This window comes from Halomonas shantousis (assembly GCF_054654615.1).
This window is the reverse complement of the sequence record NZ_BAAIER010000002.1, coordinates 1,738,590-1,764,432: the sequence shown is the minus strand read 5'-3', so window position 1 is coordinate 1,764,432 and position 25,843 is coordinate 1,738,590. Positions and strand designations below refer to the sequence as shown.

The following is a 25,843-nucleotide window of genomic DNA, read 5'->3' as shown; positions in this document are numbered from 1 at the left end:
TCCACCTCACTTGAATGTATCGAGTCGTTTTCGTAGCCAGTCGACCAACGCTGCATCGGGCCGGGCCTCGACATCGAGTACCCAGCAGCGCTCATTGGCGAAAGGCCGACATTTCACGGCATCCTTGGCTGTCATGACCACCGGCAGGTTATCGGTAAATTGCAGATCCTGCGCGCTGAAACGATGATGATCCGCCAGAGGATGCGGCTCATGCTCCACACCCAGCGAATCCAGTGTCGCGAAGAAGCGCTGCGGATGCCCGATGCCGGCCAGAGCGTGAACGCGGCCCCTGAAAGGCCGTTCGGCTACCGGATAGCACACACCATCCAGCAGATGACGCCAATGCACCGGCACCAGTTGCATCCCATAAGCCGGCACGCCTAGCATGTCGACGCCGAATCGGCCGCCATTGCTGATTACCGCATCGGCTTCCGTCAGACGCGACAGAGGTTCCCGCAACGGGCCGGCAGGAAGACAACGTCCATTGCCGACACCTCGCACCCCGTCGATGACGATCAGTTCGATATCCCGCCCCAGCGCCAAGTGTTGCAGCCCATCATCGGAAAGCAGGATATCGCAGCCTGCCGCCACCAGCTTGCGCGCCGCCCTGGGGCGGTCGGGATCTACCGCGACCGGCAATCCCGTCTGCTGGGCCAGCATCACCGGCTCGTCACCGGCCTGTGCGACGGGCGTGGAGGATTCCACGTACAGGGGATAGCGGGGCGCATGTCCGCCGTAGCCCCGCGATACGATGCCGGGATGCCACCCCTGCTCCGCCAGCCAGCGCCCCAGCCAGGCCACCAGCGGGGATTTCCCGGTGCCACCGACGGTAATGTTCCCCACCACGATGACCGGCACCGGCGCCTCCCAGACCTTGCCGGTGTTTCGCCGATAAGTGCGGCGCCGCGCCGCAACGCCTTGGCGATAGAGACTTTCCAGCGGGCTCAGCAGCTTGAGCCATGGCGCATCGGCATACCAGGCGTCGACCAGCCGGCTCATGCCTCCTCCTGGAACTGTAGCTGATAGAGTGCGGCATAGGCGCCATCGCGGGCCAGCAGTTCGGCATGTGTCCCGCTTTCGATGAGCTGCCCCTGATCCATGACCACGATGCGGTCGGCGCGCTCGATGGTGGATAGACGGTGTGCGATGACGAAGGTGGTCCGGTTGCGACACACCTCCTCCAGCGCCTTCTGGATATAGCGTTCCGATTCGGTATCCAGTGCCGAGGTCGCCTCGTCGAAGATCAGGATCGGAGCGTCCTTGAAGATGGCCCGCGCAATGGCAAGGCGCTGGCGCTGGCCACCGGAGAGCATCACACCATTGTCGCCGATCAGCGTGTCGTATCCCTGGGGCAGGCGCTCGATGAACTCATGCGCATACGCGGAATGCGCTGCCGCCACGATACGTTCGCGACTGGCATCCGGCATTCCATAGGCGATATTCTGCGCGATGCTGGTATTGAATAGAGTGACCTGCTGCGAAACCAGCGCAATCTGCTGGCGCAGCGGCGAGAGACGATAGTCGTCCAGTGCCACATCGTCGATCGTGACCCGTCCCGCCGTGGGATGGTAGAAGCGCGGCAACAGTCCCATCAGCGTGGATTTGCCGCTGCCCGAGCGGCCCACGATCGCCACCATCTCGCCCGGCACCACCTCGAGATCGATGCCCCTGAGCACTTCGGGCTGATCCGGCCCGTAAGCGAAGCGTACCCCGTCAAAGCGCACTCGTCCCATCAACCGCTCCGGTACGATATGGCCGGTATCGACCTCCCGCGGCTCCTCGAGCAGTCCGAACAGCTCCTGGGAAGCTGCCAGCCCTTTCTGGATCTCTCCGTTGATTTCGGTGAGCTGCTTGATCGGCTTGGCCATCAGCGACGCTGCGGTAATGAAAGCCACGAATTCGCCGGCGGTCATGTCGGCCATCAGCTCCGGCGCCATGGCCAGCCATACCAGTCCGGCCAGCGCTACCGCGACCAGCAGTTGAATCACCGGCGTACTGATGGCCTTGGTTAAGGCCTCCTTCATGCTCTGTTCGCGGTTGTTGTTGCTGGCCTTGGCAAAGCGCTGCTGCTCGTACTCCTCGGCACCATGAGTGCGCACCACACGGTAACCCGACAAGGCCTCGGAAGCGACATGAGTCACATCCCCCATGGAATTCTGGATACGTCGGGAGATACGCCGAAAACGCTTGCTGGCGACACTGACGACGCCGCCGATCAAGGGAGTGACCGTGAGGAATACCAGCGTCAGCAGCCAGTTGGTCCATAACAGATAGAGAATCAGGCCGACGACGAACAGGCCCTCCCGCAGCACGATGGTGACGGCCTTGGTTGCCGCCCCGGTGACCTGCTCCACATGGTAGGTCACCCTCGATATCAGATGGCCGCTGGAATGTGCATCGAAGAACTGGCCCGACAGGTGCAGCATGTGATCGAACACGTTGCAGCGCAGGGCATGCACCACGTTGCGTGCAACATTGCTCATGAAATAGGTGCCGAGGAAGGTCCCGACCCCACGGGCGGCGAACATGCCGATGACGAACAGGGGCAGAAACAGGCGGAACGCAGCATCGGGGTTCTGAATACCGTCGATCAGCCGCTTCATCATCTCCGCCAGTGCCGTGCTCGATGCAGCATAAATGCCATAACCGACGACGGCCGTGGCGAAGGACTTCCAGTACGGCTTCACGTAGCCGAGCAGACGACGATAGAGGGACCAGCTGGATGCTTGACTCACGGTATCTCCACTTGCGTGGGTGTCTCGGCACCCTGGCGGGTGCTGATGCGAACATGCTTGACGCCGAGTGCCGCCGCCGCGTCCAGCGCGGCGACCACATCGGCATGCGACGCGCGACCATCAGCGGCGATCACCAGTCCGCGTTCCCGGGCCCTGTCGGCCTGCGGCGCCAAGGCCCCGCGCAGTGCCGTCGGATCGGCCAGCGTGACATCGTCGAGGCGATATTCCCCCTCGGCGGTGACCGTCAGGATCAATGGCTCGTTCGCCTGGACCGCCGCCCCCTGGGAGGCTTGGGGCAATTCGAGTTCAAGCGCCTCGCGTGTCTCGAAAGTGGTCGAAACCATGAAAAAGATCAACAGCAGGAAGACGACATCAATCAGCGGGGTCAGGTTGACCTCTACCGGCTCGCGCTGCCTGCGAGGAAATCTCATGATACCGGCTCCTGGCTCCCGCGACGTTCGGCCAGCGTCAGATCGCCGTGATGATGGGCCAGGAATTCGACCACCTGACCGGCCTGCTCCTCCATGCGCACGGTGATGTCCTCGACCCGGCGCTGAAAGTAGCGGTGGAACATCACCGACGGGATCGCCACGCTCAGACCCGCCGCGGTGGTGACCAGCGCCTGGGAAATGCCTCCTGCGAGTTCAGCGGTCCGCTCTGCGCCATTTGCCTGGACGATCACCGAGAACACGTCGATCATGCCGATCACCGTACCCAGCAGCCCCAGCAGCGGCGCGATAGCCGCAATGGTACCCAGCGGGCTCAGAAAGCGCTCCATGTCGTGGATCACGGCTGTCGCGGACTCCTGCAACCGGGCACGCACCTGATCGTTGCCCAGTCGGGCATTGCGCAACCCGGCGGCAAGCACGGCGCCAAGTGGTGACTGGCTCTCCAGCCAGTACAGATTGACCTGTCCCTGCTGGATCAGTTCGCATACCTGCTGCCCGAGTCCCAGCGGCGCGATGCGCTTGGGCCGCAGTGTCCATAACCGTTCGATGATGATGGCTACCGCGACCAGGGAACAGCCCAGCAGCGGCAGCGTCAGAATGCCGCCGGAAGCAAGAACATCAAGCACGGCTTTCCTCCAGATTCAGTGATAGGGCCCAGCCCCGGTCGCTTCGCCTGTGCAAGCGCCGCAACAACTTCAACCGCGGGATTCTACCCCAACGCATCGCCCTTCGACACCGGGCGGAGGACGCTGCGCCCGGGAGGCGAGATGGCCTGTGCCGAGCGTGAAATGCAAGGCGCCATCGTAGGCTGTATCCCATAGGCAGCTGTGCTCGGCACGAAACCGACGCACGACCTCGTCATGCGGGTGACCGTGGCGATTGTCACGCCCGGCACTGAACACCACATGCGCCGGCGACGTCTCATGCACGAAAGCGCGGGACGAACTGGTGCGACTGCCATGATGCCCGGCCACGAGCAAGCTCAACGGAGCATCGAACATCCCCGCGAACCGGGCTTCGACCAACTTGCCGGCGTCTCCCGTGATCAAGGCATGTTCGTCACCCGCCTCCACCAGCAGAACGCAGGAATGATCGTTTCTGGACAGGTCGCCATCATCCGGCCGCGGAGACAGGAAACGATAGTCGATACCGTCGCGCTGCCAGTGCACTCCGGCTTCACAGGCATGAAACTTCACTTCGAACCGTTCCCATCGCGGCGCCCACCACTGCGCCACATGATGATGCTTGACCAGCGCCGCAATGCCACCGGCATGATCCTGGTCACCATGGCTGACGATCACGTCGTCGAAGTGCTGAGGCGCGGACCACAGGCTGTCCAGCACCATAAAACCCGAGGCGAAGCGCGGTCCAGTATCAAACAGCAATCGGTAGTGGGCACTATGCAGCTCGACCAGTTCTCCCTGTCCCACGTCATGTACCGTGATCTCTACACGGCCCGCATCCGGTACGGACGGCCCCATCACGAGCGGCAGCACCGCCAGGCTCGCGCTGCCCCAGATGCGCACGTCACGCCGCAGGCCCGGCAGTCCCCATAGCAGGCCGACGCCTCCCAGCACCACCGCCAGGGGCAGCGCCTGCCAGGCGTCGGGAGACCACGCAGGCATCCACCCGGCCGACCATGACAGGACACCCTGCACGCCTTCGGCCAGCCAGGCAAACAGCCACCAGCAGGCCGAAGACAGCGGAGATATCCAGGCCAGCCCCCACCCCAGCAGCCCCAGCGGCACCATCAGGCTACTGACCACCGGTGTCGCGACGAGATTGATCAGCGGCGCCACCGGTGCCAGACGATCGAAAGCGAGCAATACGGCAGCCGCCATGATCGGGGCCAGTAACAGCTGGGTCCGTATCAGCGTCCAGAGCCAACCGCGCAGGCCCTTGGGTCGTTCACGACCGGCCCAGACAAGAATCAATACCGCCACGGCCAGAAAGGACAACCACAGCCCAGGTCGCCAGGGCGCCAACGGGTCCAGTATCACTACCACGGCCATGGCCAGCCACCAAGCCTGCCAGGCGCCCGGAGCATGACGTCCGCTGGCAACCCATAACCCGATCAATGTCATCAGCATTGCCCGCATGGCAGGCGGTTCAAGGCCGGCAAGGCATGCATAGGCTATCGCCGCAGCGCCTGCCAGCCACCACGGCCATACTGCCAGCCGCCAGCTTCCCGGCATTACCAGGCGCGCCAGCCCGCGCCCCAGCCAGAGCGTGAGCGCGGCCAACAAGCCGATATGCAGTCCCGAAATCACCATCAAATGGGTTGTGCCGGTGGCATTGAACAGTTCCCAGTCGTCCTGATCGAGCTGCTGCGATGCCCCCAGGGTCAATGCTTCCAGCCAGCGCTTTGCTAACGGCGGCAGGTCCGTGGCTTCAAGATGCGCCAGGGCGGAACGGCGCAGGCTGCCAGGCGCTGCCGCGAGGCGATGTGCCGCGGGATTGTCCCGGACGTAACCGGTGGCGTGTATGCCCTCGCGCCAAAGCCAGGCTTCATAGTCGAACGTATGCGGATTGGCGAATCCGCCTGGCGGACGCAGGCGGGCGGTAACAGCCCAACGCTCCCCTACCTGCAGGACGGGCGCATCGTACCAGGACAGACGGACCTGCCCGAGCCGCCCGCAACTCGGCAACGGCCCATCGACTACCGCGCAGTGTTCGACGGCCAATCGAAGTCGAGCCAGCCCCCCGTCGTTTTCCACTCTGAGCAGACGCCCCTGCAGCACGACATCCTGTCGCGACAGTCCGGGGGGAAGCACGGCGCCTCGCTCGATCAGTACCTGTACGGCACACAGAGCGAACACCAGCAGTGCGACAACCGCACGAGGACGACGCCAAGCCAGCGCCAGGCACAGGACAAGAGCCCATACGCCTGCCACAGGCGCTAGCCCAAAAGAGATGCCGTCCCCCACGATACATCCTGCCAAGGCTGCGACGGCAACGGGACAGGCCCAGCCCATACGCATCTTTTGCTTCTCCCAGCAACGCCTGGCCATGGTGGCATGTTCCGCCACCGGCAAGGCTCGAGCATTGATCCCGACAGAGGAGACGTACGACAGCCATGGCAGTCATCGGCACTTGCATGGATAATGGCCCGGTTATCCTGAAGCGAACGGGACCATGCCTCGCCGACTGCTCCAGCGCTACATGCCTCACCCGGAATCGCTGCAGCGCAGAAGATCCCTGCGCTTCATGCGACACCTGATCAGCAATCCGTCCCTTTGGGTACTGTCACGCAGGACCGTAGGCAATGCCTTCATGGTCGGGCTGTTCTGCGCCCTGCTGCCGCTTCCCTTTCAGATGGTTCTCGCGGCGGGCGGTGCCTGGTTGTTGCGCTGCAATCTACCTATTTCCGTCAGCCTGGTATGGCTGACCAACCCACTGACCATGCCGGTGATCTTTTACTGCAATTACCGGATCGGTGCCTGGCTGCTGGATACACCCGCCCGCCATATGCCGGAGCGTGTGTCGACCCGATGGATCGCCGAGCGCATGGCCGACATCATGCCGCCACTGCTGCTGGGCTCGCTGGCCGTCGCTGTCGTCGCGGCACTGCTCAGTAATGTGCTCATTCGCCTGCTGTGGCGCTGGCACGTGTCGCGCAGCTGGAAGCGCCGCACCCGCAGACGCCGCCCTCCCGGCGCCTGATACGTGTCAGGCGGGAGCAAGCCGCCCTTGGTCGAGCTTGAGGACCCGGTCCTGATGGGCCGCCAATGCCGGGTCGTGAGTCACCACCACGAAGGCGCAGGCGCTCGTCGCGGCAAGCTCGTCCATCAACGCCAGGATATGACTGGCGGTCGCCTGATCGAGGTTGCCGGTCGGCTCGTCCATCAGCATCAGGCTCGGGTCGGTGACCAGTGCCCGGGCGATGGCGACACGCTGACGTTCTCCGCCGGAAAGCTCGCCGGGTTTATGGGCACCGCGTGCCGCCATGCCGACCCGATCCAGAATCGCCTGCGCCCTCGACTCGGCCACCTTGCGTGATTCTCCGCGAATCATCAGCGGCAGTGCCGCATTTTCCAGCGCGGTGAATTCAGCCAGCAGATGATGAAACTGATAGACGAAGCCGATATGCCGATTGCGGAAGCGTCCCAGCGCGGCATCCCCCAAGCCGGCCAGGGACTGGCCGGCGATACGCACACTGCCGGCACTCGGATGATCGAGCCCGCCCAGCAGATTCAACAGCGTGGTCTTGCCGGAGCCGGAGCTGCCCACCACGGCGACTCGCTCGCCGGCGTGAACCTCGAGATCCAGCTCGTGCAGGACGGTCAGATCCTGAGGCCCCTCGCGATAGACACGGGTCAGCCCTTGGCACACAAGCATGATGTCATTGGTTGCAGTCATCGCGATGCCTCACTCGTAGCGCAGAACTTCGGCCGGCTGGATGCGCGCTGCGCGCCACGCCGGATACAGGGTGGACAGAAAGGTCAGCACGAAGGCCGAAACGACGATGACGCTGACATCGCTCCACTCCAGCCGCGACGGCAGATAACTGATGAAATAGACGTTGGGATCCAGGAATTGAATGCCCGTCAGCGCTTCGAACCAGGCAATCAGGTCGGCGACCGTCAGGGCCAGTGCAATTCCCAGGATCACCCCTATCACGATGCCGATGATGCCGATCGCCAGGCCCTGCACGATGAAGATACCCATGATGGAGCCGGGCGTGGCGCCGATCGTGCGCAGGATGGCGATATCGGCATGCTTGTCGGTAACGACCATGACCAGCGTCGAGACGATATTGAACGCGGCGACGGCAACGATGACCATCAGCAATAGCCCGATCATGCGTTTCTCCATCTGGATGGCCTGAAAGAGATTGCCGTGGGTGTAGGTCCAGTCGATGCCGCGATAGCCCCGGCCCAGTTCATTGACGATGTCGCGGGTCACGGCACGGGCCTGAAACAGGTCATCGAGCTCCAGACGCACCCCTTCCACCGCATCGCCGAGGCGTGCGAGAGTCTGCATGTCCTGGATATTGGCGTAGGCCAGGCTGGCGTCGAGTTCCGCGCCGACCTTGAAAATACCACTGACCGTGAAACGCTTGAGGCGTGGAAAGACACCTGCCGGCGTGATCGAGGCTTCTGGCACCAGCAGCGTCACGCGATCCCCGACTCCCACCCCCAGATTGCGTGCCAGCAATTCGCCCAGCACGATGTTCCATTCGCCTGCCGCCAGATCATCGAGACTACCGCTCTGCATGTGCTCGTCGATGATCGAGACATTGCTCTCGTACTGAGGGTTGACGCCATTGACCAAAGCCCCTTCGCTACGTCCGGCCAGGGTCAACATGCCTTGTTGCTGCACATAGGGAGCAGCGCCTATGACATGCTCGTGCTGCTCCAGGCGATCCGCCAGGGCCTTCCAGTCGGTCAGCCCGCCAGGCGCCTCGATACGGGTATGCGGCACCATGCCCAGCACCCGGCTACGCAATTCATGGTCGAAGCCGTTCATGACCGACAGCACCAGAATCAGCACGGCCACGCCCAGCATCAAGCCCAGCATGGAGGTCAGGGAAATGAAGGAAATGAAATGGTTGCGACGCTTTGCCCGCACATAGCGCAGGCCAATGAGAAACGGTATACGGTCCAGCATCAGGGTGATTCCTTGTCGACAGGCGATCCATGGTACGGCTTTTTATATTCGGCTGCATCGCTCAAGCGAAACGGCTATTGCAGCGATACAAAAATAGTGGCGTCAAGCGCTTGCATCCCGCACGCCTGGCACTACAATGCCGCCGGCCGCATGGAGACCTTCAATGACCCAACGCCTGCTCCCCGAATGGCATCCGCAGGATGCGATCCAGTTGACCTGGCCCACGCCCGAAAGCGACTGGGCACCGATTCTCGAGCGTATCGAAGCGACGCTCGAGGCGTTGGTGAGCGCGATTGCCCGTTATCAGCGCCTCCTGATCAGCGTCCCCGACGCTGCCACGCGTCAACGCCTGGAGGCGCGATTTTCGCATCTCGGCGTGGACCCGGCACGTCTGCTGTTGGCCGTGGCGCCGGCGGACGACACCTGGGCCCGGGATCACGGCCCGATCGGCGTCGAGCGCGACGGTGACATCGTACTGCTCGACTACGTCTTTACCGGCTGGGGCGGCAAGTTCGAGGCGACCCGTGACAACGCCCTGAACGTCTGTCTCGCCAGGCGCGGTGCCTTCAGCGCGCCACTGGAGACGCGCAGCCTGGTGCTGGAAGGCGGCGCCATCGAGACCGACGGTCAGGGCACGCTGCTGGTGACCGAGGCTTGCCTGCTCAATCCCAACCGCAATCCCGGAATGGATCGGCAGTCCATCGAGGCCCAGCTGCGCGAGGATCTTGGCGTACAGCGCTTCCTGTGGCTTGCTCACGGTCATCTGGAAGGCGACGACACCGACAGTCACATCGACACCCTGGCACGCTTCTGCGACCCGCAGACCATTGCCTATGTACGTTGCGACGATGAGCAGGACCCGCACTACGAAGCTCTCGCTGCAATGGAGCGTGAACTAAATGCACTGCGTCAGGTCAATGGGTCGCCCTACCGGCTGGTCCCTCTGCCGTGGCCGGCGCCCTGCTTCGACCCGGAGGATGGCCACCGGCTGCCGGCAACCTACGCCAATTTCCTGATCATCAACGGTGCCGTGCTGGTGCCGGTATATGGCGATAGCGCCGATACTCGGGCACTGACGGCACTGGCCGGGGTTTTCCCCGATCGCGATATCGTGCCCCTCGACTGCCGTACGGTGATTCGTCAGCATGGCAGTCTCCATTGTCTTACCATGCAGTTACCGCGAGGCTCGCTCTCCGACACCCTCGCCTCTTCCTTCGTCAATGAGGACAAGTGACATGACGGATACCCTCAAGGTCGGACTGGTGCAGCAGCAGGCCTGGCCCGACAAGGCCAGAAGTCTCGCTGAAAGCGAAGCCGGCATTCGCGAACTCGCCGCCAAGGGCGCCGAGCTGGTGTTGCTGCAGGAACTGCATGCCACCAACTACTTCTGCCAGACCGAGGACGTCGATGTCTTCGACCTGGCCGAGCCGCTGGATGGCCCGACCACTCAGCGCCTGGCCGGACTGGCCGAGGAGCTCGATATCGTCATCGTCGGCTCGATCTTCGAGCGGCGGGCGGCCGGTGTCTACCACAACACCGCTGTGGTGCTCGACCGTGCCAAGGGGCGGGTCGGCGCCTACCGCAAGATGCACATTCCCGACGACCCCGGCTTCTACGAGAAGTTCTATTTCACTCCGGGTGAAGCCGATGACACTCAGGGTTTCGAGCCGATCGATACCTCAGTGGGCCGTCTGGGCGTGCTGGTCTGTTGGGATCAGTGGTATCCGGAAGCCGCCCGCCTGATGGCGCTGGCCGGTGCCGAACTGCTGCTCTACCCCACCGCCATCGGCTGGCATCCGCCCGATGACACTCCCGAGAAGGCGCGTCAGAAGGATGCCTGGACCCTGATCCAGCGCTCTCATGGCGTCGCCAATGGCCTGCCGGTGCTCGTCGCCAACCGCGTCGGCTTCGAGGAGGATCCCAGCCAGGTAAGTGAAGGCATTCACTTCTGGGGGGGCAGTTTCATCTGCGGCGCGCAGGGCGAGCTGCTGGCACATGCCGGTACCGACGAAAGCGTGCGTCTCTTCGTCGAGCTCGATATGCGCAGAAGCGAAAAGGTGCGACGTCTGTGGCCCTACCTGCGAGACCGCCGTATCGATGCCTACGGTGACCTGACCAAGCGTTACCGCGACCGCTGAGAACCCGTGTCCCGGCCCATTCGGGCCGGGACCGCCTAGAAGTTGGAACTGCTGGAAGGCAGGTCCTTCAACTGAATCAGGCGGCGCAACCGAATCATTGGGCGAATCAACAGTTGTACGCTACCCAGCAGGAAGAGCCAGACACCGATTTCCTGTACTGAGCCCTTGAAAAAGAAGCAGATGCTGCCGATGACGAACCAGATCCCGATCAGCACATCGTTGGCGATACTCAGCACCTCGTAGCGATGATGAATGACAACTTCGTCGTGGCCTAGCGTGATGGTCAACTCCTTGTCCGCCCCTTGCTGCTTGTGCATCCCTGCCTCCTGATTCCAATCACTTCGTCAGTTTCGAGCCCATGTATTTCCCGCTTCGTTTCACGGCTTCCTCGCTTCAGAACAATCGATTCAGACCATTCTGCGTCGCGACACGGTAGGCTTCGGCCATGGTCGGATAGTTGAACGTGGTATTGATGAAATACTTGAGCGTATTCGCCTCACCTTTCTGCTGCATGATCGCCTGACCGATATGAATGATCTCCGAGGCCTGATCACCGAAGCAGTGAATACCGAGGATTTCCAGCGTTTCGCGATGGAAGAGAATCTTCAGCATCCCGACGGTGTCGCCGGTAATCTGGGCCCGTGCGGTATCCTTGAAAAAGGCCTGGGCCACCTCGTAAGGTATCTTGGCGGCGGTCAATTCGCGTTCGGTTCTGCCTACCGAGCTGATCTCGGGAATGGTATAGATGCCGGTAGGAATGTCGTCGACGAAGCGGAAGTCCCCGTCGAGCAGGTCGGCACTGGCATTACGCCCCTGATCATAGGCGGCACTGGCGAGACTCGGCCAGCCGATGACATCCCCTACCGCATAGATATGAGGAATCGCGGTCCGGTAGTGCTCATCAATCTGTAGCTGTCCCCGACCGTTGGCTTCCAGCCCGATGTTCTCCAGCCCCAAGTTGTCGGTGTTGCCGGTACGCCCGTTGGCCCACAGGAAGGCGTCGGCCCGCAGGCGCTTGCCGGACTTGAGCGATACCACGACCCCCGACTCGTCCCCCTCGATCTTTTCGTACTCTTCGTTGTGGCGGATCAGCACGCCATTGTTGCGTAGATGATAGGACAGGGCATCACTGATCTCGTCATCCAGAAACGACAGCAGGCGGTCGCGGGTATCGATCAGGTCCACCTTCACGCCGAGCCCCGAGAAGATCGAGGCGTACTCCGAACCGATGACGCCGGCACCATAGATGATCAGCGTGCGAGGCGTATGCGACAGGCCCAGAATGGTGTCGGAACAGTAGATTCGCGGATGGCGGAAGTTCACGTCGGCCGGACGATAGGGGCGCGAGCCCGTGGCGACGACGATCTTCTGGGCGCAAAGCTCTTCGGCGCCCTCGTGGTTGTCGCGGACCACGACGGTGTGCTCGTCCTTGAAACGCGCCACACCGAAGAACAGATCGATACGGTTGCGCGAATAGAACTTGCTGCGCATCTCGACCTGCTGCTCGATGGTCACGCGGGAGCGCTCGAGCACACGGGGAAAGGAAAACCAGCGGGGCTCACCGATGTCGCGGAACATGCGATTGGTGTTGAACTGAATGATCTGCTTGACCTGTTGACGTAGCGCCTTGGAAGGAATGGTTCCCCAGTGCGTCGTGTTCCCACCGACGGCAGCCTGCCTCTCCACTACCGCGACACGCTTGCCGTGCTTGGCAGCATTGATGGCTGCACTCTCTCCCGCCGGACCGGTACCGATCACCACCACATCATAGTTATGGACAGCCATTAGGTTCGCTTGCTCCTTTCATTGCAATTCCGATTGACACTGCTGAGCCTTCGGGACGCTCAACGGCGGGTGGCGTCGTATCCCAGATCGGCACCGCGATTTTCGTCATCGCGACGGCGCTGCTCCAGGCGGCGCTTGCGATTCTCTTCTTCGCAGACCTCATCCTTGCCACCGCAGATATCGCACCCCTGCTTGAGCCCCAAACGATTCAGGCCGCCACACGAGCCGGCGATGGGCTTGCGCCCCAGGATTACGCCGATGGCCATGCCGGCCACCAATAGCAGCATCAGACCGAACGCCAACAACCAGATAGTCATGTTTCAACTCCTTCACTTTCACCCTGTAGATAAGAGCGGAAAGCGCGACTGACATGGGTTTCGAAACCGTCATCAGTTTTGACAACAAGATAGGCGGCAATATTCTCGCGTTCCGCCAATTCCAGGCCGGCCTCCGGCCCGAGCACGGTAATGGCGGTAGCCAGCGCATCCGCTGTGGAGCAACGCTCGGCGATGATCGTAACCGATGCCAGACGATGCGTGACCGGCCTACCGGTACGTGGATCGATGGTATGCGAGAAGCGCTGCCCATCGTGTTCATAATAGTTGCGATAGTCGCCTGAAGTCGCCACGGCCGCGTCCCGCAGCTCGACGACATGCTGCACGGAGCGTTGGCTAGAAACAGGCTTTTCCACGGCAATCCGCCACGGCTCGCCGCCCGGTTTTTCACCCCGGGTGCGGATTTCACCGCCGACCTCGACCAGATAGGATTCGACCCCTTCGACATCGAGGCGCTGCGCGACACGATCGACTCCGTATCCCTTGGCAATGCCGGACAGATCGACATAGACCGGTTTGGTCTTGGTGAGGCGATTGCCGTCCAGCTGCAGCGCATGGAAATCCACCTCGGCCAATGCTCGGGCAACCTCCTCATCGCCGGGAATCGTTTCGGGGCGCATATCCGGTCCGAACCCCCAGAGATTGACCGCAGCCCCGACTGTCACATCGAACGCGCCACCAGACAGCTCCCCGATACCGATCGCCTCATCGATCACCTCGGCGGTAGGTGGCGATAAGGTATAGGGTACGCCAACTTCGGCACGATTGAAGCGCGACAGTTCGGAGTCGGACTTGTAGGTCGACATCAGGGTATCGACTTCATTGAGAGCATCCAGAATGCCTGCCTCGATGGCATCGATGCGCTCCTGGTCATAAGTGCCATAGAGGGTGACATGAAAGCCGGTGCCGAAAGCCGGCCCCTCGAAGCGGTAAACCTGCGGTTGACGTTCACACCCCGCCAGTGAGACGGATAGCAACAGGGCCAGCCCGAGATGGGCCAGCCCTGCCAGACACCGCGTGATGCGGTAGGTCATCCGCCAAAGTCATCCAACAGGATGTTTTCGGGTTCGACCCCCATATCCGTCAGCATCTTGATCACCGATGCGTTCATCATGGGCGGCCCGCACATGTAGTACTCACAATCCTCGGGCGCCGGATGATCCTTGAGGTACATCTCGTAGAGCACGTTATGGATGAAGCCGGTAGGCCCTTGCCAATTGTCCTCGGGCTGCGCATCAGACAGGGCCAGATGCCACTCGAAGTTCTCGTTCTCCTGCGCCAGCTGATCGAACTCCTCGTTGTAGAAGGATTCGCGCAGGGAGCGCGCGCCATACCAGAAGGAGATCTTGCGCTTGGACCGGAGGCGCTTGAGCTGATCGAAGATATGACTGCGCATCGGCGCCATGCCGGCACCACCGCCGATGAAGATCATCTCGGCATCGGTGTTCTTGGCGAAGAACTCACCGAAGGGCCCGTATACCGTGACCTTGTCACCCGGCTTGAGCGAGAAGACATAGGTCGACATCAGTCCGGGCGGATGGTCGCTGTTGGGCGGTGGCGTCGCGATACGGATGTTGAACTTGAGGATGCCCTTCTCTTCCGGATAGTTGGCCATCGAGTAGGCGCGGATGACCTCTTCGTCCGTCTTGTGGGAAAGCTTGAACAGATCGAACTTATCCCAGTCGCCGCGATACTCTTCCTCGATATCGAAGCTGGAGAACTGGATGTCGTAGGGCGGCGCCTCGAGCTGCATGTATCCGCCCGCCCGGAAGGCCACGTTCTCCCCTTCGGGGAGCTTCAGTGTCAGTTCCTTGATGAAGGTGGCAACGTTGGGGTTGGAAACGACCTCGCACTCCCACTTCTTGACGCCGAAGACCTCTTCGGGCACCTCGATCTTCATGTCCTGCTTCACCGGTACCTGGCAGGAGAGGCGCCAGCCCTCCTTCTTTTCACGCATGGTGAAGTGGGACTCTTCGGTGGGCAGGATGGAGCCCCCGCCCTCCGTGACACGACATTTACACTGCGCACAAGATCCGCCACCGCCGCAGGCGGAGGACAGGAAGATGCCGTTGGCGGCCAGCGTCTGCAGCAGCTTTCCGCCGGCCTGTGTCGTCAGGGTATTCTCGGGATCGTCGTTGATCTCGATGGAGACGTCGCCGCTACTCACGAGTCGGCTGCGTGCCGCCAGTATCACCAGCACCAGGCCGAGAACGACCACGGTGAACATGACGACACCGAGCACGATAATGGATGAATCGACCATGTCGGTTTCCTATTCCCGTTGGCTTACAGCTGAACGCCGGAGAAGGACATGAAGCCCAACGACATCAGCCCGACGGTGATGAAGGTGATGCCCAGTCCCTGCAGACCTGCCGGCACATCGCTGTACTTGAGCTTCTCGCGAATGCCCGCCAGTGCGGTGATGGCCAGCGCCCAGCCCAACCCGCATCCGGCGCCATATACCACGGACTCACCGAAGGCGTAGTCGCGCTGCACCATGAACAGGGAGGCGCCAAGGATCGCGCAGTTCACGGTAATCAACGGCAGATAGACGCCGAGGGCGTTGTAGAGCGCCGGTACGAACTTGTCGAGGAACATCTCGAGAATCTGAACGATCGCCGCAATGACGCCGATATAGCTCAGCAGCCCGAGGAACGACAGATCGATGTTCTCGGCGCCTTCCAGTCCCGTCCAGGTCAGTGCCCCTTCATCGAGCAGGAAGTTCAGGATCAGGTTGTTGACCGGCACGGTAATGGTCAGCACCACCACCACGGCGATGCCCAGACCGATGGCCGACGCCACCTTCTTGGATACCGCCAGGAAAGTACACATGCCCAGGAAAAAGGCCAACGCCATGTTTTCGACGAAGACCGCCTGGATGAACAGGCTCAGATAATGCTCGAACATCACACGGTCTCCTTGATCTTGGTCTTGCTGTTGGCCACGATCCGGTATTCGGTCTTCTCGACCTGATCCGGGTTGAAGGAACGCAGGATCCAGATCAGCAGGCCGATGACGAAGAAGGCCGACGGCGGCAGCAGCATCAACCCGTTGGGCACGTACCAGCCTCCGTTCTGAATGGCCGGCAACAGGGTGATACCGAAGACGCTACCCGACCCCAGCAACTCGCGCACGAAGCCGACGATCAGGAGAATCACGGCATATCCCAGGCCATTGCCCACGCCATCCAGGAAACTCATCATCGGGCCGTTCTGCATGGCATAGGCTTCGGCACGCCCCATGACGATACAGTTGGTGATGATCAGACCGACGAATACCGACAACTGCTTGGACATGTCGTAGGCATACGCCTTGAGGACCTGATCGACCACGATGACCAGCGACGCGATGATGGTCATCTGTACGATGATACGAATCGCCGACGGAATGTGATGGCGGATCAGCGAGACGAACATGCTGGAGAATGCTGTGACCGCGATGACGGCAAGCCCCATGACGAGCGAGACGCTCATCGAGTTGGTCACGGCCAGCGCGGAACAGATCCCCAATACCTGCAAGGCAATCGGATTGTTCTTGAAGACCGGCGAGAATACGACGCTTTTGGGAGTATCGGCAGCCATTGCTTACGCTCCTCCTTGTGTGTTGTCGCGGAATCGGGCGAGATATTCGGCGAAGCCGTTCTCGCTCGTCCAGAACTGCAGCAGGTTGGTCACCCCACGGCTGGTCAGGGAGGCCCCGGAAAGCGCATCAGCTTCATATTCACTGTTTGCGCCTCCCTTCACCAGCACGATCTCCGGCTGCATATCGCTGTCAGCATAGATCTTCTTGCCTTCCCACTGCGCCTTCCAGCGAGGGTTTTCGACTTCCCCACCCAGCCCCGGGGTCTCGGACTGATCGTAGAAGGACAGGCCAACCACGGTATTGCCGTCGCCTTCCAACGCCAGGAAGCCCTGCATCAGCCCCCATAGCCCCTGACCGCGGACCGGAAGGATGATCTGGTCGGGGTTCTCGGGGTCGCCTACCAGATACACGGTGGCAAAGCGCTCCTGCCGGCCCAGACCTGCCGGATCGTTGCCCGAAAGCGAGCGGGACGTCGCAGGGTCCTTGGCGGCATCGAACTGATTGTAGGTACTCGGATCGAGATCCTCGGAGTACTCACCGGTTTCCAGATCGACGACACGCGGCGTGATCAGACGCTCGAACTGCTCATCAACGCTGACACCCGGCTGATACAGCTGCGCCACCTGCAGGATGTTGCTCTTGCGGTCAATCTCCTGGTTCTGCTGCTGAATCGGGCGCAACACTACCGCTGCCGTGGAGACCACCACGGAACAGACAATGCACAACGCCAGAGCGACCGTCAGCGTCTTCTTGACGGAGTTGTTACTGGCCATCAGGCAGCCTCCTCGGTCACGTTGGCATACGCCGCTTCACGCTTCATGCGCCGCTTGATATTGGCCTGCACAAAGAAGTGATCGATCAGCGGTGCGAAAAGATTGGCGAACAGGATCGCCAGCATGATGCCTTCCGGGAAGGCCGGGTTGACGACACGAATCAGCACGGTCATCACCCCGATCAGCGCACCGAAGAGTAGCTTGCCGGGATTGGTCATCGAGGCGGAAACGGGATCGGTCGCCATGAATACCATGCCGAAGGCGAAACCGCCCAGCACCAGATGCCAGTACCAAGGCATGGCGAACATCGGGTTGGTCTCGGAGCCCACGAAGTTGAACAGCAGCGCGGTGGCCACCATGCCAAGAAAGACCCCCAGCATGATGCGCCAGGAAGCGACCCGCGTCAGAAGCAGCACGGCCGCCCCGATCAGAATCGCCAGTGTGGACACCTCACCGATCGAACCGGGCAGGAAGCCCAGGAAGGCATCCAGCCAGTCATACTGGTTGTGCAGTTCCACCATGCCATCCTGAGCGGCAACGGATAGCGCGGTCGCGCCGGTATAGCCGTCGGCCGCGACCCAGACCGCGTCTCCCGACATGGCGGCCGGATAGGCGAAATATAGGAAGGCCCGTCCGGTCAGCGCGGGGTTAAGGAAGTTCTTGCCGGTACCGCCGAACACCTCCTTGCCGATGACGACACCGAAGGTGATGCCCAACGCAACCTGCCAGAGCGGCGTGGTGGCTGGCAGAATCAGCGCAAACAGAATGGAGGTGACGAAGAAGCCTTCGTTGACTTCATGACCGCGCTTGATGGCGAACAGGACTTCCCAGAAGCCTCCCACGACGAAGGTCACGAGATAGATCGGCAGGAAATATGTCGCACCGAGCACGAAGTTGGCCCAGAGACTGTCCGGATCATGGCTGCCGGCAAGCGCCATGGTGACCGCTTCGCGCCAACCGCCAAGCACACCGTAGCCGTTGTCGATGGCGAGGTTGGCCTGCAGACCGGCGTTGTACATTCCGAAGAACATCGCCGGGAAGGTACATAGCCACACCGTGATCATGATGCGCTTGAGATCGATACCGTCGCGTATATGCGCGGTTCCCTTGGTCACATCGGGCGGCGAATAGAAGATCGTATCGACGGCTTCATACAGCGCGTAATACTTCTCGTATTTGCCTCCCTTGTGGAAGTGCGGCTCGAGATTGTCGAGCGTCTTGCGAATACCCATCTTCAGGCCTCTTTCTCGATCATGGTGAGATTGTCGCGCAGGATGGGGCCGTACTCGTACTTACCCGGACAGACGTAGGTACACAACGCCAGATCCTCTTCATCCAGTTCCAGGCAGCCAAGCTGCATGGCGGACTCGATATCGCCGACAATTAATGAACGCAGCAATTGCGTGGGCAGGATATCGAGCGGCATGACCTTCTCGTAAGAGCCGATCGGCACCATGGCGCGTTCCGATCCATTGACCGAGGTATCCGGTGCGTAGCTGGGCAATCCGAGGAAACGCGAGATATACACCCCTGTCACCGAGTGGCGATCGCGCCCGGGTGACAGCCAGCCCATGAAGGCCCGCTTGTTGTTTTCTTCAATCAGGCTGAACTGCTGATGGAAACGTCCCAGGAAACGCCGGGCCCCTTCCGCCGTGGCGCCGCCGAAGACCGAACCTGAAATGACCCGGGTCTCCTCCGGCTGGACGATCTCGCCCTCGAGCAACTCGGCGCTGCTCGCCCCAATGCGCGTACGCAACAGACGCGGCTGCTTGGCGCGAGGTCCGCCCACCGCGACGACACGCTTCAGGTCCAGGCGCCCCTCGACGAAGAGCTTGCCGATGGCGATCACATCCTGATATCCCACCTGCCAGACCTGTTTTCTCAGACTGACCGGAGACAGGAAATGGATATGCGTTCCCGGCAGGCCAGCCGGATGCAGCCCAGTGAAGGTTTCGACCTGAACGCCCTCGATCTCGCCACCGGGAAGCTGAGCATCGGGTGCCTGGCAAAGAAATACCTTGCCCGGCGTCAGTTGCTTGAGCACCTTGAGCCCGTTGGCAAAGGCATCGCCGTCTTCAGCGATGACGACCGCGGGATCAGCGGACAGCGGATGGGTATCGATTGCCGTGACGAAAATATCGGCGGGTACAGCCTCGGGAGACGGCGTACGCGAAAATGGGCGAGTGCGCAGCGCAGTCCACAACCCCGACGCCACCAGTTGATCGACCACTGCCTGACGCTCCAGCCCGGCCAGGGCACTGGTGTCATGCGCCGTGAACGTCACCGCCTCTTCCTGATCGTCCAGCCTTATCACCACGGACAGCAGGATACGTTTCTCTCCGCGGTTGATGGCGACCACTTCACCTGCACCTGGTGCGGTAAAGCGAACCCCTGGCGTTTTCTTGTCGGTGAACAACAGCTGGCCCAGCTTTACCCTATCTCCCTCTTGGACCTCCATGGTCGGCTTCATGCCGACGTAGTCAGGCCCCAGGATCGCCACATGCCGTACCGGCGGCGCATCGTAGATACGCTGCTCGGGCGCCCCGGCGATGGGAAGATCCAGGCCTCGTTTGACTTCGATCATAGTCTCGCCCAGTCATTGGATCTGATTTGCGTAAGGAAAGGATCTTCGACGGACGGCAACACCATTGACACGCAACGTGGGTCTCGTTCGTGTGCTTGGCTGACGTCACGGCGTTCGAATTCTTTTCTTATCAGAAGGTTGCGTCTGCAATCCGTGGCCAAACGGATCACGCGGAAAAATCGCACCCATTATAAAGAGACGCAAGTCGAAAGACCACCTGAGCGAAGGTCGGTGTTGGCAGGAAAAGCGAAGCCGCCTGTCCCGACATGCGGGACAGACGGTAGCGGCAGCCGATCAGCTGCGGCCGGCAGGCAGGTAGAGAAAATGCACGTTGGACATGTACTGCAGGATACGTACCACCTGGCAGCTGTAGCCGAACTCGTTGTCGTACCACACATAGAGCACGGCCTGGTTGTCGTTGGCCAGGGTAGCCTTGGCATCGACCACACCAGCGTGGCGATTGCCAACGAAGTCGGACGACACCACTTCGGGTGAATCGACATAGTCGATCTGCTTCTGCATGGTCGAATGCAGTGCCATGTCACGCAGATACTCGTTCAACCCGTCCCGGCTGACCTTTTTCTCCAGAGAAAGGTTGAGAATCGCCATCGACACGTTGGGCGTCGGCACGCGAATGGCATTGCCGGTCAGCTTCCCGGACAGCTCGGGCAGCGCCTTGGTCGCCGCCTTTGCCGCGCCCGTTTCGGTCAGCACCATGTTCAATGGCGCACTGCGTCCGCGACGATCACCCTTGTGGTAGTTGTCGATCAGGTTCTGGTCGTTGGTATAGGAGTGAACCGTCTCGACATGACCATGCTGGATGCCGAACTCGTCGTTGATCGCCTTGAGCACCGGCACGATGGCATTGGTCGTGCACGAAGCCGCCGACACGATACGATCCCCCTCGTCGAGATCGTGATGGTTGATGCCATACACCACGTTCTTGAGGTTGCCCTTGCCCGGCGCCGTCAGCAGCACCTTGGAAACCCCCTTGGACTCGAGATGCTGGGACAGCCCCTCCTCGTCCCGCCACTTGCCGGTATTGTCGACGATGAGGGCATTGTCGATACCGTAGGCGGTGTAATCGACATCACTCGGCGAATTGGCATAGATCACTTGAATGAAATTGCCATTGGCGATGATCGCATTATTCTCGTGATCGACTCTGATGCTGCCGGAGAAGGGGCCATGTACGGAATCACGACGCAGCAGGCTGGCACGCTTCTCGAGATCGTCACCACTTCCACGCACGACGATGGCACGCAGACGCAGCAAGTTGCCGCCGCCCGCCTTCTCGATCAGGATACGTGCCAGCAAGCGACCGATACGCCCGAAGCCGTAGAGCACGACATCCTTGGGCGCGCCGCCCATGCCGGCGGCCTCGTGGCGCCCGACAATCTCGGCCAGCTCCTCTCTGAGGAACGCCTTGACATCATCCTTGCCCGATTTCTTGAAAGCGACGCCCAGCTTGCCGATATCGACGTGGGCCGGCCCCAGGTCGAGCTCGGTCATGGCCTTGACCATGGGAAAGGTATCGCGAACCGTCAGTTCCGTACCCTCGACCTTCAGTACGTAGCGATGATTCTTGAGAATCCGGATAACCGAACGATTGATGAGTGAGCGGCCGTACAGGGAGGGGACAACATTGTATTTGCGGTACAACTGACCCAGCAGCGGGATCATTTCTTCGGCTAACGCCTCATTGTCCTGCCATTCCTGAAAATAGGTGTCGAGCTTTTCTTGACTCACGGAGGGCCTCTTCACTGTTCGGGAATTGGTTTGACTTAGTGAAGAATATTATCCGTTCACGTTGCGCTTGACTGCAATGCCAGTATGGTCGCAACTGCTGTAGCGCCACTACAGAAAAAGAGGCTTGACTACAAAATAAAAAAAGGCAATAAGCGGGACGTTAATCCACCTTAATAGCCTGTCCGCTTTATTAGTAAAATCAGTGGATCATCACCGTACCTGCCGACAATGGCCGCGTTTAACCTACCGGCAGCGCATGGCTTCGCGAGGAAACTCTCTCCCGCTTTCAACGCTTCGCGGCAACAAGTATGTTCCGATATTGCTCAACGAAACATTCCGCAACATTGTATTATTTCGTTATCTCCATCGATACTGCAAAGTACTAATTCAACTTAACCTTTTAGTACAATGTTCCATCCTCCCTGCAAGAGTCTCAAGAAAAGCCCTGGCTACTCCACATGCCGAACTTACCATTACGCATCGAGACAGAATGAGTTCTTTCCATCTCGAACTTTTAGAAAACCGCCCGACTTTGATGCCCCTGTCCTCAGGCAAGGCGGGCTTGGTATCATCAGCAGCATTTCCCGAACGACGACAAGCCCATGACGCACTTCTCGCCGCTTGAACCACCACGCCCGGAAGATACGCGCAAGACGGCGTATTGGTACCAGCCTCAAGGCAGCGCCACGGCGCTGGCCTTGGCCCGCCTGGCCGATGCGGCGCCACTGCTGGTGATCACACCGGACACCGCCAGCGCCCAGCGCCTGGAAAACGCCCTGAGCTTCTTCTCGCAAGTGCCGGTACTCCCCTTTCCCGACTGGGAGACCTTGCCCTACGACAGTTTTTCACCGCATCAGGATATCGTCTCATCCCGGCTGCGTACGCTACGCCAACTGCAGGAAGGCCTCAGTGGCATCGTGCTGGTACCCATCAATACCCTGATGCAGCGCCTTCCGCCCACCGACTACATTGCCGGCCGAGTGCTGACGCTGCAGACCGGCATGACGCTGGATCGCGAAGGCTTTCGCGAACGCCTCTCGCGGGCCGGTTACCGTGCCGTGGAAACCGTCTACGAACCCGGCGAGTACGCCTTGCGGGGCGCATTGATCGATCTTTACCCCATGGGCAGCGACGCGCCGCTGCGCATCGACCTGTTCGATGACGAGATCGATACACTGCGCCGCTTCGATCCCGATACTCAGCGCTCGGCAGACAAGATCGAGCATGTCGAGCTGCTGCCGGCCCACGAGTATTCCCTGTCCCGCTCGTCCATCGCTTGCTTCCGCGAAGGCTTCGAGACGCTGTTCGATGTCGATCCGCGTCAGAGCCCGCTCTACATCGATGCCTTGAAGGGCATCCCCTCTCCCGGGCTGGAGCAGTACCTGCCGCTGTTCTTCGAAGAGACGGCGACGCTTTTCGACTACTTGCCGAAGGACACCCAGGTCGCGCTACTGCCTGAAGCGCATGGTGCTGCCGAGCATCACTGGGCCGCCATCGAAAGCCGCTTCGAGAACCTCGGCGTCGATCCGACCCGCCCCCTGCTGCCGCCAGCCCGGGCTTTCGTCCCCGTCGCCGAGGTCTTTGCCGCGATCAAGCGCCGTCCTCGTGTGGAATTGGTCAATCAAGAGCCACACCCCCACGCTCAGACGTTGGCCACCCAGCCTCCCCCGACCGTTGCCATCAATGCCCGCGCCCAGCAGCCTCTGGCCCGTCTGGAGGAGTTCCTGCAAGCGCATGCCGAACTACGCGTGCTGTTCGTCGCCGAATCCCGGGGCCGACGCGAAGCCCTGGAAGAGGCACTCGCCCCGCTCCACCTGAAGCTGCCCTATTTCGACAGCTGGCAAGGTTTTCTCGAGGGGCACGATCGACTGGCCATCACTCAAGGGGGGCTGGACGACGGGCTATGGATGAGCGATCCCGCCCTGGCGGTGATCACCGAAACCGAACTCTATGGAGAGGTCGTCCGCCAGACCCGGCGCCGAGAAAAGGCCACCGATGACAACGAACTGGCGATTCGCCACCTCTCCGAACTGCGTCCCGGCGCCCCCGTCGTCCATCAGACCCATGGCGTCGGTCGTTACCTGGGACTGGAGCGACTGGAAGCCGGCGGTCAGGCTGCCGAATTCGTCGCGCTGGAATATGCCAACGCTGCCAAGCTCTACGTCCCGGTGGACAGCTTGCATCTGATTTCCCGCTATGCCGGGGCCAGCGACGAGCTCGCCCCGCTGCATAAACTGGGCTCCGACACCTGGGACAAGGCCAAGAAGAAGGCTGCCGAGAAGATCCGCGACACTGCCGCCGAACTGCTCGATGTCTATGCCCGGCGCGAAGCCCGGGAAGGCTTCGCCTGCGACCCGCCCGGCGAGGAGTATGCCCGTTTTGCCGCCAGTTTCCCTTTCGAGGAGACGCCCGATCAGCGTGCCGCGATTCATGCCGTGATCGGCGACATGACAGCGGCGCGCCCCATGGATCGCGTGGTCTGCGGTGACGTCGGTTTCGGCAAGACGGAAGTGGCCATGCGTGCCGCCTTTCTGGCCGTCAATTCGGGGCGCCAGGTGGTGGTCCTGGTACCGACCACTCTGCTCGCCCAGCAGCATTTCGATAATTTTCGCGATCGCTTCGCCGACACGGCCGTGCAGATCGAGCTGATTTCGCGCTTTACCGGTGGCAAGGGGCAATCCGAGACCATGAAGCGCATCGAGGAAGGGCGCGCCGATATTGTCATCGGCACCCATAAGTTGCTCTCGAAGTCGATGAAGTTTCCCAACATGGGCCTGCTGATCATCGACGAGGAGCACCGCTTCGGCGTCGCGCAGAAGGAGCGCCTGAAGGGCCTGCGCGCCGAGGTGGATATCCTCACGCTGACCGCCACACCGATACCCCGCACGCTGAACATGGCCATGAGCGGGATTCGCGACCTGTCGATCATCGCCACCCCGCCGGCACGACGCCTGTCGGTGAAGACCTTCGTCCAGCAACGCAACGAACCGGTAGTCAAGGAAGCCATCCTGCGCGAGATCCTGCGAGGCGGGCAGGTCTACTTCCTGCACAACGAGGTCAAGACCATCGAGGTGACGGCGGAAAAGGTTCGCGAACTGGTGCCCGAGGCCCGGGTGGCGGTAGCGCACGGTCAATTGCCGGAGCGCTCGCTGGAGCGGGTCATGTCGGATTTCTACCACAAGCGCTTCAATGTGCTGGTATGTTCGACCATCATCGAGACCGGCATCGATGTGCCCAGCGCCAATACCATCATCATCGAACGCGCCGACAAGTTCGGCCTCGCTCAGCTGCACCAGTTGCGTGGACGTGTCGGCCGTAGCCACCATCAGGCCTATGCTTACCTGTTGACGCCGCCGCCCAAGGGCATGACCCGGGATGCCATCAAGCGCCTCGAAGCCATCGGCCAGGCCGAGGATCTCGGCGCCGGGTTCACCCTGGCCAGTCATGACATGGAAATCCGCGGTGCCGGTGAACTGCTGGGTGACGAGCAGAGCGGGCAGATGGAAACCATCGGCTACAGTCTGTACATGCAGATGCTCGATCGCGCGGTCAAGGCGATCCGTGCCGGCAAGACGCCCAATATCGAAGCCCCGCTGGACGAAGGCGTGGAAGTCAGCCTCAATCTGCCGGCATTGATCCCCGATGATTATCTGCACGACGTGCAGCAACGCCTGATCATGTACAAGCGCATCAGCAACGCCGAAAACGAGGCCGACCTCAAGGAACTGCAGGTGGAAATGGTCGATCGCTTCGGTCTGCTTCCCGCTCCGGTCAAGACGCTGTTTCGCCAGACCCTGCTACGCCAACGTGCCGCCCGGCTAGGCATTGCGCGACTGGAAGCCGGTCCCGAGCGCGGCCGTGTCATCTTCGGCGCCAGTCCGGCCATCGACCCGATGACGCTGGTCACCCTGATTCAGCAGGATCCGGCACACTACAGGCTCGAAGGTGCCGACACGCTGCGTTTCGAAGCCGACATGGGGAACGAAGAAGCGCGATTCACTGCGGTGGAGCGGCTACTGGAAGTCCTGAACCGCAAGGCGGAAGCAGCCTGATCCCGGGGCCGACTGCTCTCATCGGACGGGGCAACCCACACTCACGGGCGT

At 61.2% G+C, this 25,843-nt stretch carries 22 protein-coding genes; 4 read left to right on the top strand and 18 right to left on the bottom strand.

Annotation, left to right across the window (positions count from 1 at the left end):
* Positions 1-6 precede the first annotated feature (6 nt).
* The 5 genes from lpxK to ACYQ12_RS08520 all read right to left on the bottom strand — a co-directional run bounded on the left by lpxK (position 7) and on the right by ACYQ12_RS08520 (position 6,165).
* Entirely contained in the window at positions 7-999 is a 993-nt protein-coding gene (lpxK, locus tag ACYQ12_RS08540) for a tetraacyldisaccharide 4'-kinase (protein ID WP_459870211.1), read from the bottom strand.
* Positions 996-2,735 carry a lipid A export permease/ATP-binding protein MsbA gene (gene msbA, locus ACYQ12_RS08535; RefSeq protein WP_459870208.1) on the bottom strand — a complete coding sequence of 580 codons (1,740 nt, stop codon included), beginning with the start codon at positions 2,733-2,735 and terminating at the stop codon, positions 996-998. The genes lpxK and msbA overlap by 4 nt, the downstream gene beginning before the upstream one ends.
* The gene (locus ACYQ12_RS08530) at positions 2,732-3,166 is read right to left on the bottom strand and encodes an ExbD/TolR family protein (protein WP_459870206.1); all 435 of its coding nucleotides are present in this window, start codon (positions 3,164-3,166) and stop codon (positions 2,732-2,734) included. The genes msbA and ACYQ12_RS08530 overlap by 4 nt, the downstream gene beginning before the upstream one ends.
* Entirely contained in the window at positions 3,163-3,810 is a 648-nt protein-coding gene (locus tag ACYQ12_RS08525) for a MotA/TolQ/ExbB proton channel family protein (protein ID WP_459870204.1), read from the bottom strand. The genes ACYQ12_RS08530 and ACYQ12_RS08525 overlap by 4 nt, the downstream gene beginning before the upstream one ends.
* 69 nt (positions 3,811-3,879) lie before the next feature.
* Positions 3,880-6,165 (bottom strand): DNA internalization-related competence protein ComEC/Rec2, encoded by a 2,286-nt coding sequence (locus tag ACYQ12_RS08520; protein WP_459870201.1) that lies wholly within the window; start codon positions 6,163-6,165, stop codon positions 3,880-3,882.
* 154 nt (positions 6,166-6,319) lie between these two features.
* Between ACYQ12_RS08520 and ACYQ12_RS08515 the strand changes: the two genes are divergently transcribed.
* Positions 6,320-6,847 (top strand): DUF2062 domain-containing protein, encoded by a 528-nt coding sequence (locus tag ACYQ12_RS08515; RefSeq protein ID WP_459870199.1) that lies wholly within the window; start codon positions 6,320-6,322, stop codon positions 6,845-6,847.
* 6 nt (positions 6,848-6,853) lie between these two features.
* Here ACYQ12_RS08515 and ACYQ12_RS08510 read toward each other — a convergent pair whose 3' ends face one another.
* Both ACYQ12_RS08510 and ACYQ12_RS08505 read right to left on the bottom strand, forming a co-directional pair.
* Positions 6,854-7,543: an ABC transporter ATP-binding protein gene (locus ACYQ12_RS08510; RefSeq protein WP_459870196.1), complete on the bottom strand. Its 690-nt coding sequence runs from the start codon at positions 7,541-7,543 to the stop codon at positions 6,854-6,856.
* A 9-nt stretch (positions 7,544-7,552) separates the two neighbouring features.
* Complete coding sequence (locus ACYQ12_RS08505) at positions 7,553-8,794, bottom strand: lipoprotein-releasing ABC transporter permease subunit (RefSeq protein ID WP_459870194.1); 1,242 nt, start codon at positions 8,792-8,794, stop codon at positions 7,553-7,555.
* Positions 8,795-8,957: 163 nt separating this feature from the next.
* Between ACYQ12_RS08505 and ACYQ12_RS08500 the strand changes: the two genes are divergently transcribed.
* Both ACYQ12_RS08500 and ACYQ12_RS08495 read left to right on the top strand, forming a co-directional pair.
* Entirely contained in the window at positions 8,958-10,028 is a 1,071-nt protein-coding gene (locus ACYQ12_RS08500; RefSeq protein ID WP_459870192.1) for an agmatine deiminase family protein, read from the top strand.
* Between the two features lies 1 nt (position 10,029).
* Positions 10,030-10,932 (top strand): carbon-nitrogen hydrolase, encoded by a 903-nt coding sequence (locus tag ACYQ12_RS08495; RefSeq protein ID WP_459870191.1) that lies wholly within the window; start codon positions 10,030-10,032, stop codon positions 10,930-10,932.
* 35 nt (positions 10,933-10,967) lie between these two features.
* Here ACYQ12_RS08495 and ACYQ12_RS08490 read toward each other — a convergent pair whose 3' ends face one another.
* The 11 genes from ACYQ12_RS08490 to ACYQ12_RS08440 form a co-directional block, all read right to left on the bottom strand.
* Complete coding sequence (locus tag ACYQ12_RS08490; protein WP_459870189.1) at positions 10,968-11,249, bottom strand: YrhK family protein; 282 nt, start codon at positions 11,247-11,249, stop codon at positions 10,968-10,970.
* Between the two features lie 76 nt (positions 11,250-11,325).
* Positions 11,326-12,717: a Si-specific NAD(P)(+) transhydrogenase gene (gene sthA / locus ACYQ12_RS08485; protein ID WP_459870187.1), complete on the bottom strand. Its 1,392-nt coding sequence runs from the start codon at positions 12,715-12,717 to the stop codon at positions 11,326-11,328.
* A gap of 59 nt (positions 12,718-12,776) precedes the next feature.
* Positions 12,777-13,034 carry a (Na+)-NQR maturation NqrM gene (gene nqrM / locus ACYQ12_RS08480; RefSeq protein WP_459870184.1) on the bottom strand — a complete coding sequence of 86 codons (258 nt, stop codon included), beginning with the start codon at positions 13,032-13,034 and terminating at the stop codon, positions 12,777-12,779.
* Positions 13,031-14,086, bottom strand: a complete 1,056-nt coding sequence (locus ACYQ12_RS08475) for an FAD:protein FMN transferase (RefSeq protein ID WP_459870181.1) — start codon at positions 14,084-14,086, stop codon at positions 13,031-13,033. Before ACYQ12_RS08475 ends, nqrM begins: the two co-directional genes overlap by 4 nt.
* Positions 14,083-15,315: an NADH:ubiquinone reductase (Na(+)-transporting) subunit F gene (gene nqrF, locus ACYQ12_RS08470; protein ID WP_459870178.1), complete on the bottom strand. Its 1,233-nt coding sequence runs from the start codon at positions 15,313-15,315 to the stop codon at positions 14,083-14,085. Before nqrF ends, ACYQ12_RS08475 begins: the two co-directional genes overlap by 4 nt.
* Before the next feature lie 23 nt (positions 15,316-15,338).
* The gene (gene nqrE / locus ACYQ12_RS08465) at positions 15,339-15,959 is read right to left on the bottom strand and encodes an NADH:ubiquinone reductase (Na(+)-transporting) subunit E (RefSeq protein ID WP_459870175.1); all 621 of its coding nucleotides are present in this window, start codon (positions 15,957-15,959) and stop codon (positions 15,339-15,341) included.
* Positions 15,959-16,633 (bottom strand): NADH:ubiquinone reductase (Na(+)-transporting) subunit D, encoded by a 675-nt coding sequence (locus tag ACYQ12_RS08460; protein ID WP_459870172.1) that lies wholly within the window; start codon positions 16,631-16,633, stop codon positions 15,959-15,961. The genes nqrE and ACYQ12_RS08460 overlap by 1 nt, the downstream gene beginning before the upstream one ends.
* Before the next feature lie 3 nt (positions 16,634-16,636).
* The gene (locus ACYQ12_RS08455; protein ID WP_459874484.1) at positions 16,637-17,410 is read right to left on the bottom strand and encodes a Na(+)-translocating NADH-quinone reductase subunit C; all 774 of its coding nucleotides are present in this window, start codon (positions 17,408-17,410) and stop codon (positions 16,637-16,639) included.
* Positions 17,407-18,639 (bottom strand): NADH:ubiquinone reductase (Na(+)-transporting) subunit B, encoded by a 1,233-nt coding sequence (locus ACYQ12_RS08450; protein ID WP_459870169.1) that lies wholly within the window; start codon positions 18,637-18,639, stop codon positions 17,407-17,409. Before ACYQ12_RS08450 ends, ACYQ12_RS08455 begins: the two co-directional genes overlap by 4 nt.
* A gap of 2 nt (positions 18,640-18,641) precedes the next feature.
* On the bottom strand, positions 18,642-19,991 hold the full coding sequence (locus ACYQ12_RS08445) for a Na(+)-translocating NADH-quinone reductase subunit A (protein WP_459870167.1): 1,350 nt from the start codon (positions 19,989-19,991) through the stop codon (positions 18,642-18,644).
* A 294-nt stretch (positions 19,992-20,285) separates the two neighbouring features.
* A complete protein-coding gene (locus ACYQ12_RS08440) occupies positions 20,286-21,740 on the bottom strand; it encodes a glyceraldehyde-3-phosphate dehydrogenase (RefSeq protein ID WP_459870164.1) in 1,455 nt (484 codons plus the stop codon).
* 602 nt (positions 21,741-22,342) lie between these two features.
* On the opposite strand from ACYQ12_RS08440, the gene mfd reads away from it, so the two are divergent.
* Positions 22,343-25,792 carry a transcription-repair coupling factor gene (mfd, locus tag ACYQ12_RS08435; protein WP_459870162.1) on the top strand — a complete coding sequence of 1,150 codons (3,450 nt, stop codon included), beginning with the start codon at positions 22,343-22,345 and terminating at the stop codon, positions 25,790-25,792.
* Positions 25,793-25,843 lie beyond the last annotated feature (51 nt).

Bases quoted from the DNA above. Each gene is read 5' to 3' on its own strand.
- ACYQ12_RS08515 (WP_459870199.1), top strand. From the start codon at position 6,320: ATGCCTCGCCGACTGCTCCAGCGCTACATGCCTCACCCGGAATCGCTG.
- ACYQ12_RS08445 (WP_459870167.1), bottom strand. From the start codon at position 19,991: ATGATCGAAGTCAAACGAGGCCTGGATCTTCCCATCGCCGGGGCGCCC.
- ACYQ12_RS08495 (WP_459870191.1), top strand. From the start codon at position 10,030: ATGACGGATACCCTCAAGGTCGGACTGGTGCAGCAGCAGGCCTGGCCC.
- ACYQ12_RS08505 (WP_459870194.1), bottom strand. From the start codon at position 8,794: ATGCTGGACCGTATACCGTTTCTCATTGGCCTGCGCTATGTGCGGGCA.
- nqrM (WP_459870184.1), bottom strand. From the start codon at position 13,034: ATGACTATCTGGTTGTTGGCGTTCGGTCTGATGCTGCTATTGGTGGCC.
- ACYQ12_RS08450 (WP_459870169.1), bottom strand. From the start codon at position 18,639: ATGGGTATTCGCAAGACGCTCGACAATCTCGAGCCGCACTTCCACAAG.
- ACYQ12_RS08500 (WP_459870192.1), top strand. From the start codon at position 8,958: ATGACCCAACGCCTGCTCCCCGAATGGCATCCGCAGGATGCGATCCAG.
- mfd (WP_459870162.1), top strand. From the start codon at position 22,343: ATGACGCACTTCTCGCCGCTTGAACCACCACGCCCGGAAGATACGCGC.
- ACYQ12_RS08475 (WP_459870181.1), bottom strand. From the start codon at position 14,086: ATGACCTACCGCATCACGCGGTGTCTGGCAGGGCTGGCCCATCTCGGG.
- nqrE (WP_459870175.1), bottom strand. From the start codon at position 15,959: ATGTTCGAGCATTATCTGAGCCTGTTCATCCAGGCGGTCTTCGTCGAA.
- ACYQ12_RS08460 (WP_459870172.1), bottom strand. From the start codon at position 16,633: ATGGCTGCCGATACTCCCAAAAGCGTCGTATTCTCGCCGGTCTTCAAG.
- lpxK (WP_459870211.1), bottom strand. From the start codon at position 999: ATGAGCCGGCTGGTCGACGCCTGGTATGCCGATGCGCCATGGCTCAAG.
- nqrF (WP_459870178.1), bottom strand. From the start codon at position 15,315: ATGGTCGATTCATCCATTATCGTGCTCGGTGTCGTCATGTTCACCGTG.
- ACYQ12_RS08490 (WP_459870189.1), bottom strand. From the start codon at position 11,249: ATGCACAAGCAGCAAGGGGCGGACAAGGAGTTGACCATCACGCTAGGC.
- ACYQ12_RS08520 (WP_459870201.1), bottom strand. From the start codon at position 6,165: ATGCGTATGGGCTGGGCCTGTCCCGTTGCCGTCGCAGCCTTGGCAGGA.
- ACYQ12_RS08510 (WP_459870196.1), bottom strand. From the start codon at position 7,543: ATGACTGCAACCAATGACATCATGCTTGTGTGCCAAGGGCTGACCCGT.
- ACYQ12_RS08530 (WP_459870206.1), bottom strand. From the start codon at position 3,166: ATGAGATTTCCTCGCAGGCAGCGCGAGCCGGTAGAGGTCAACCTGACC.
- sthA (WP_459870187.1), bottom strand. From the start codon at position 12,717: ATGGCTGTCCATAACTATGATGTGGTGGTGATCGGTACCGGTCCGGCG.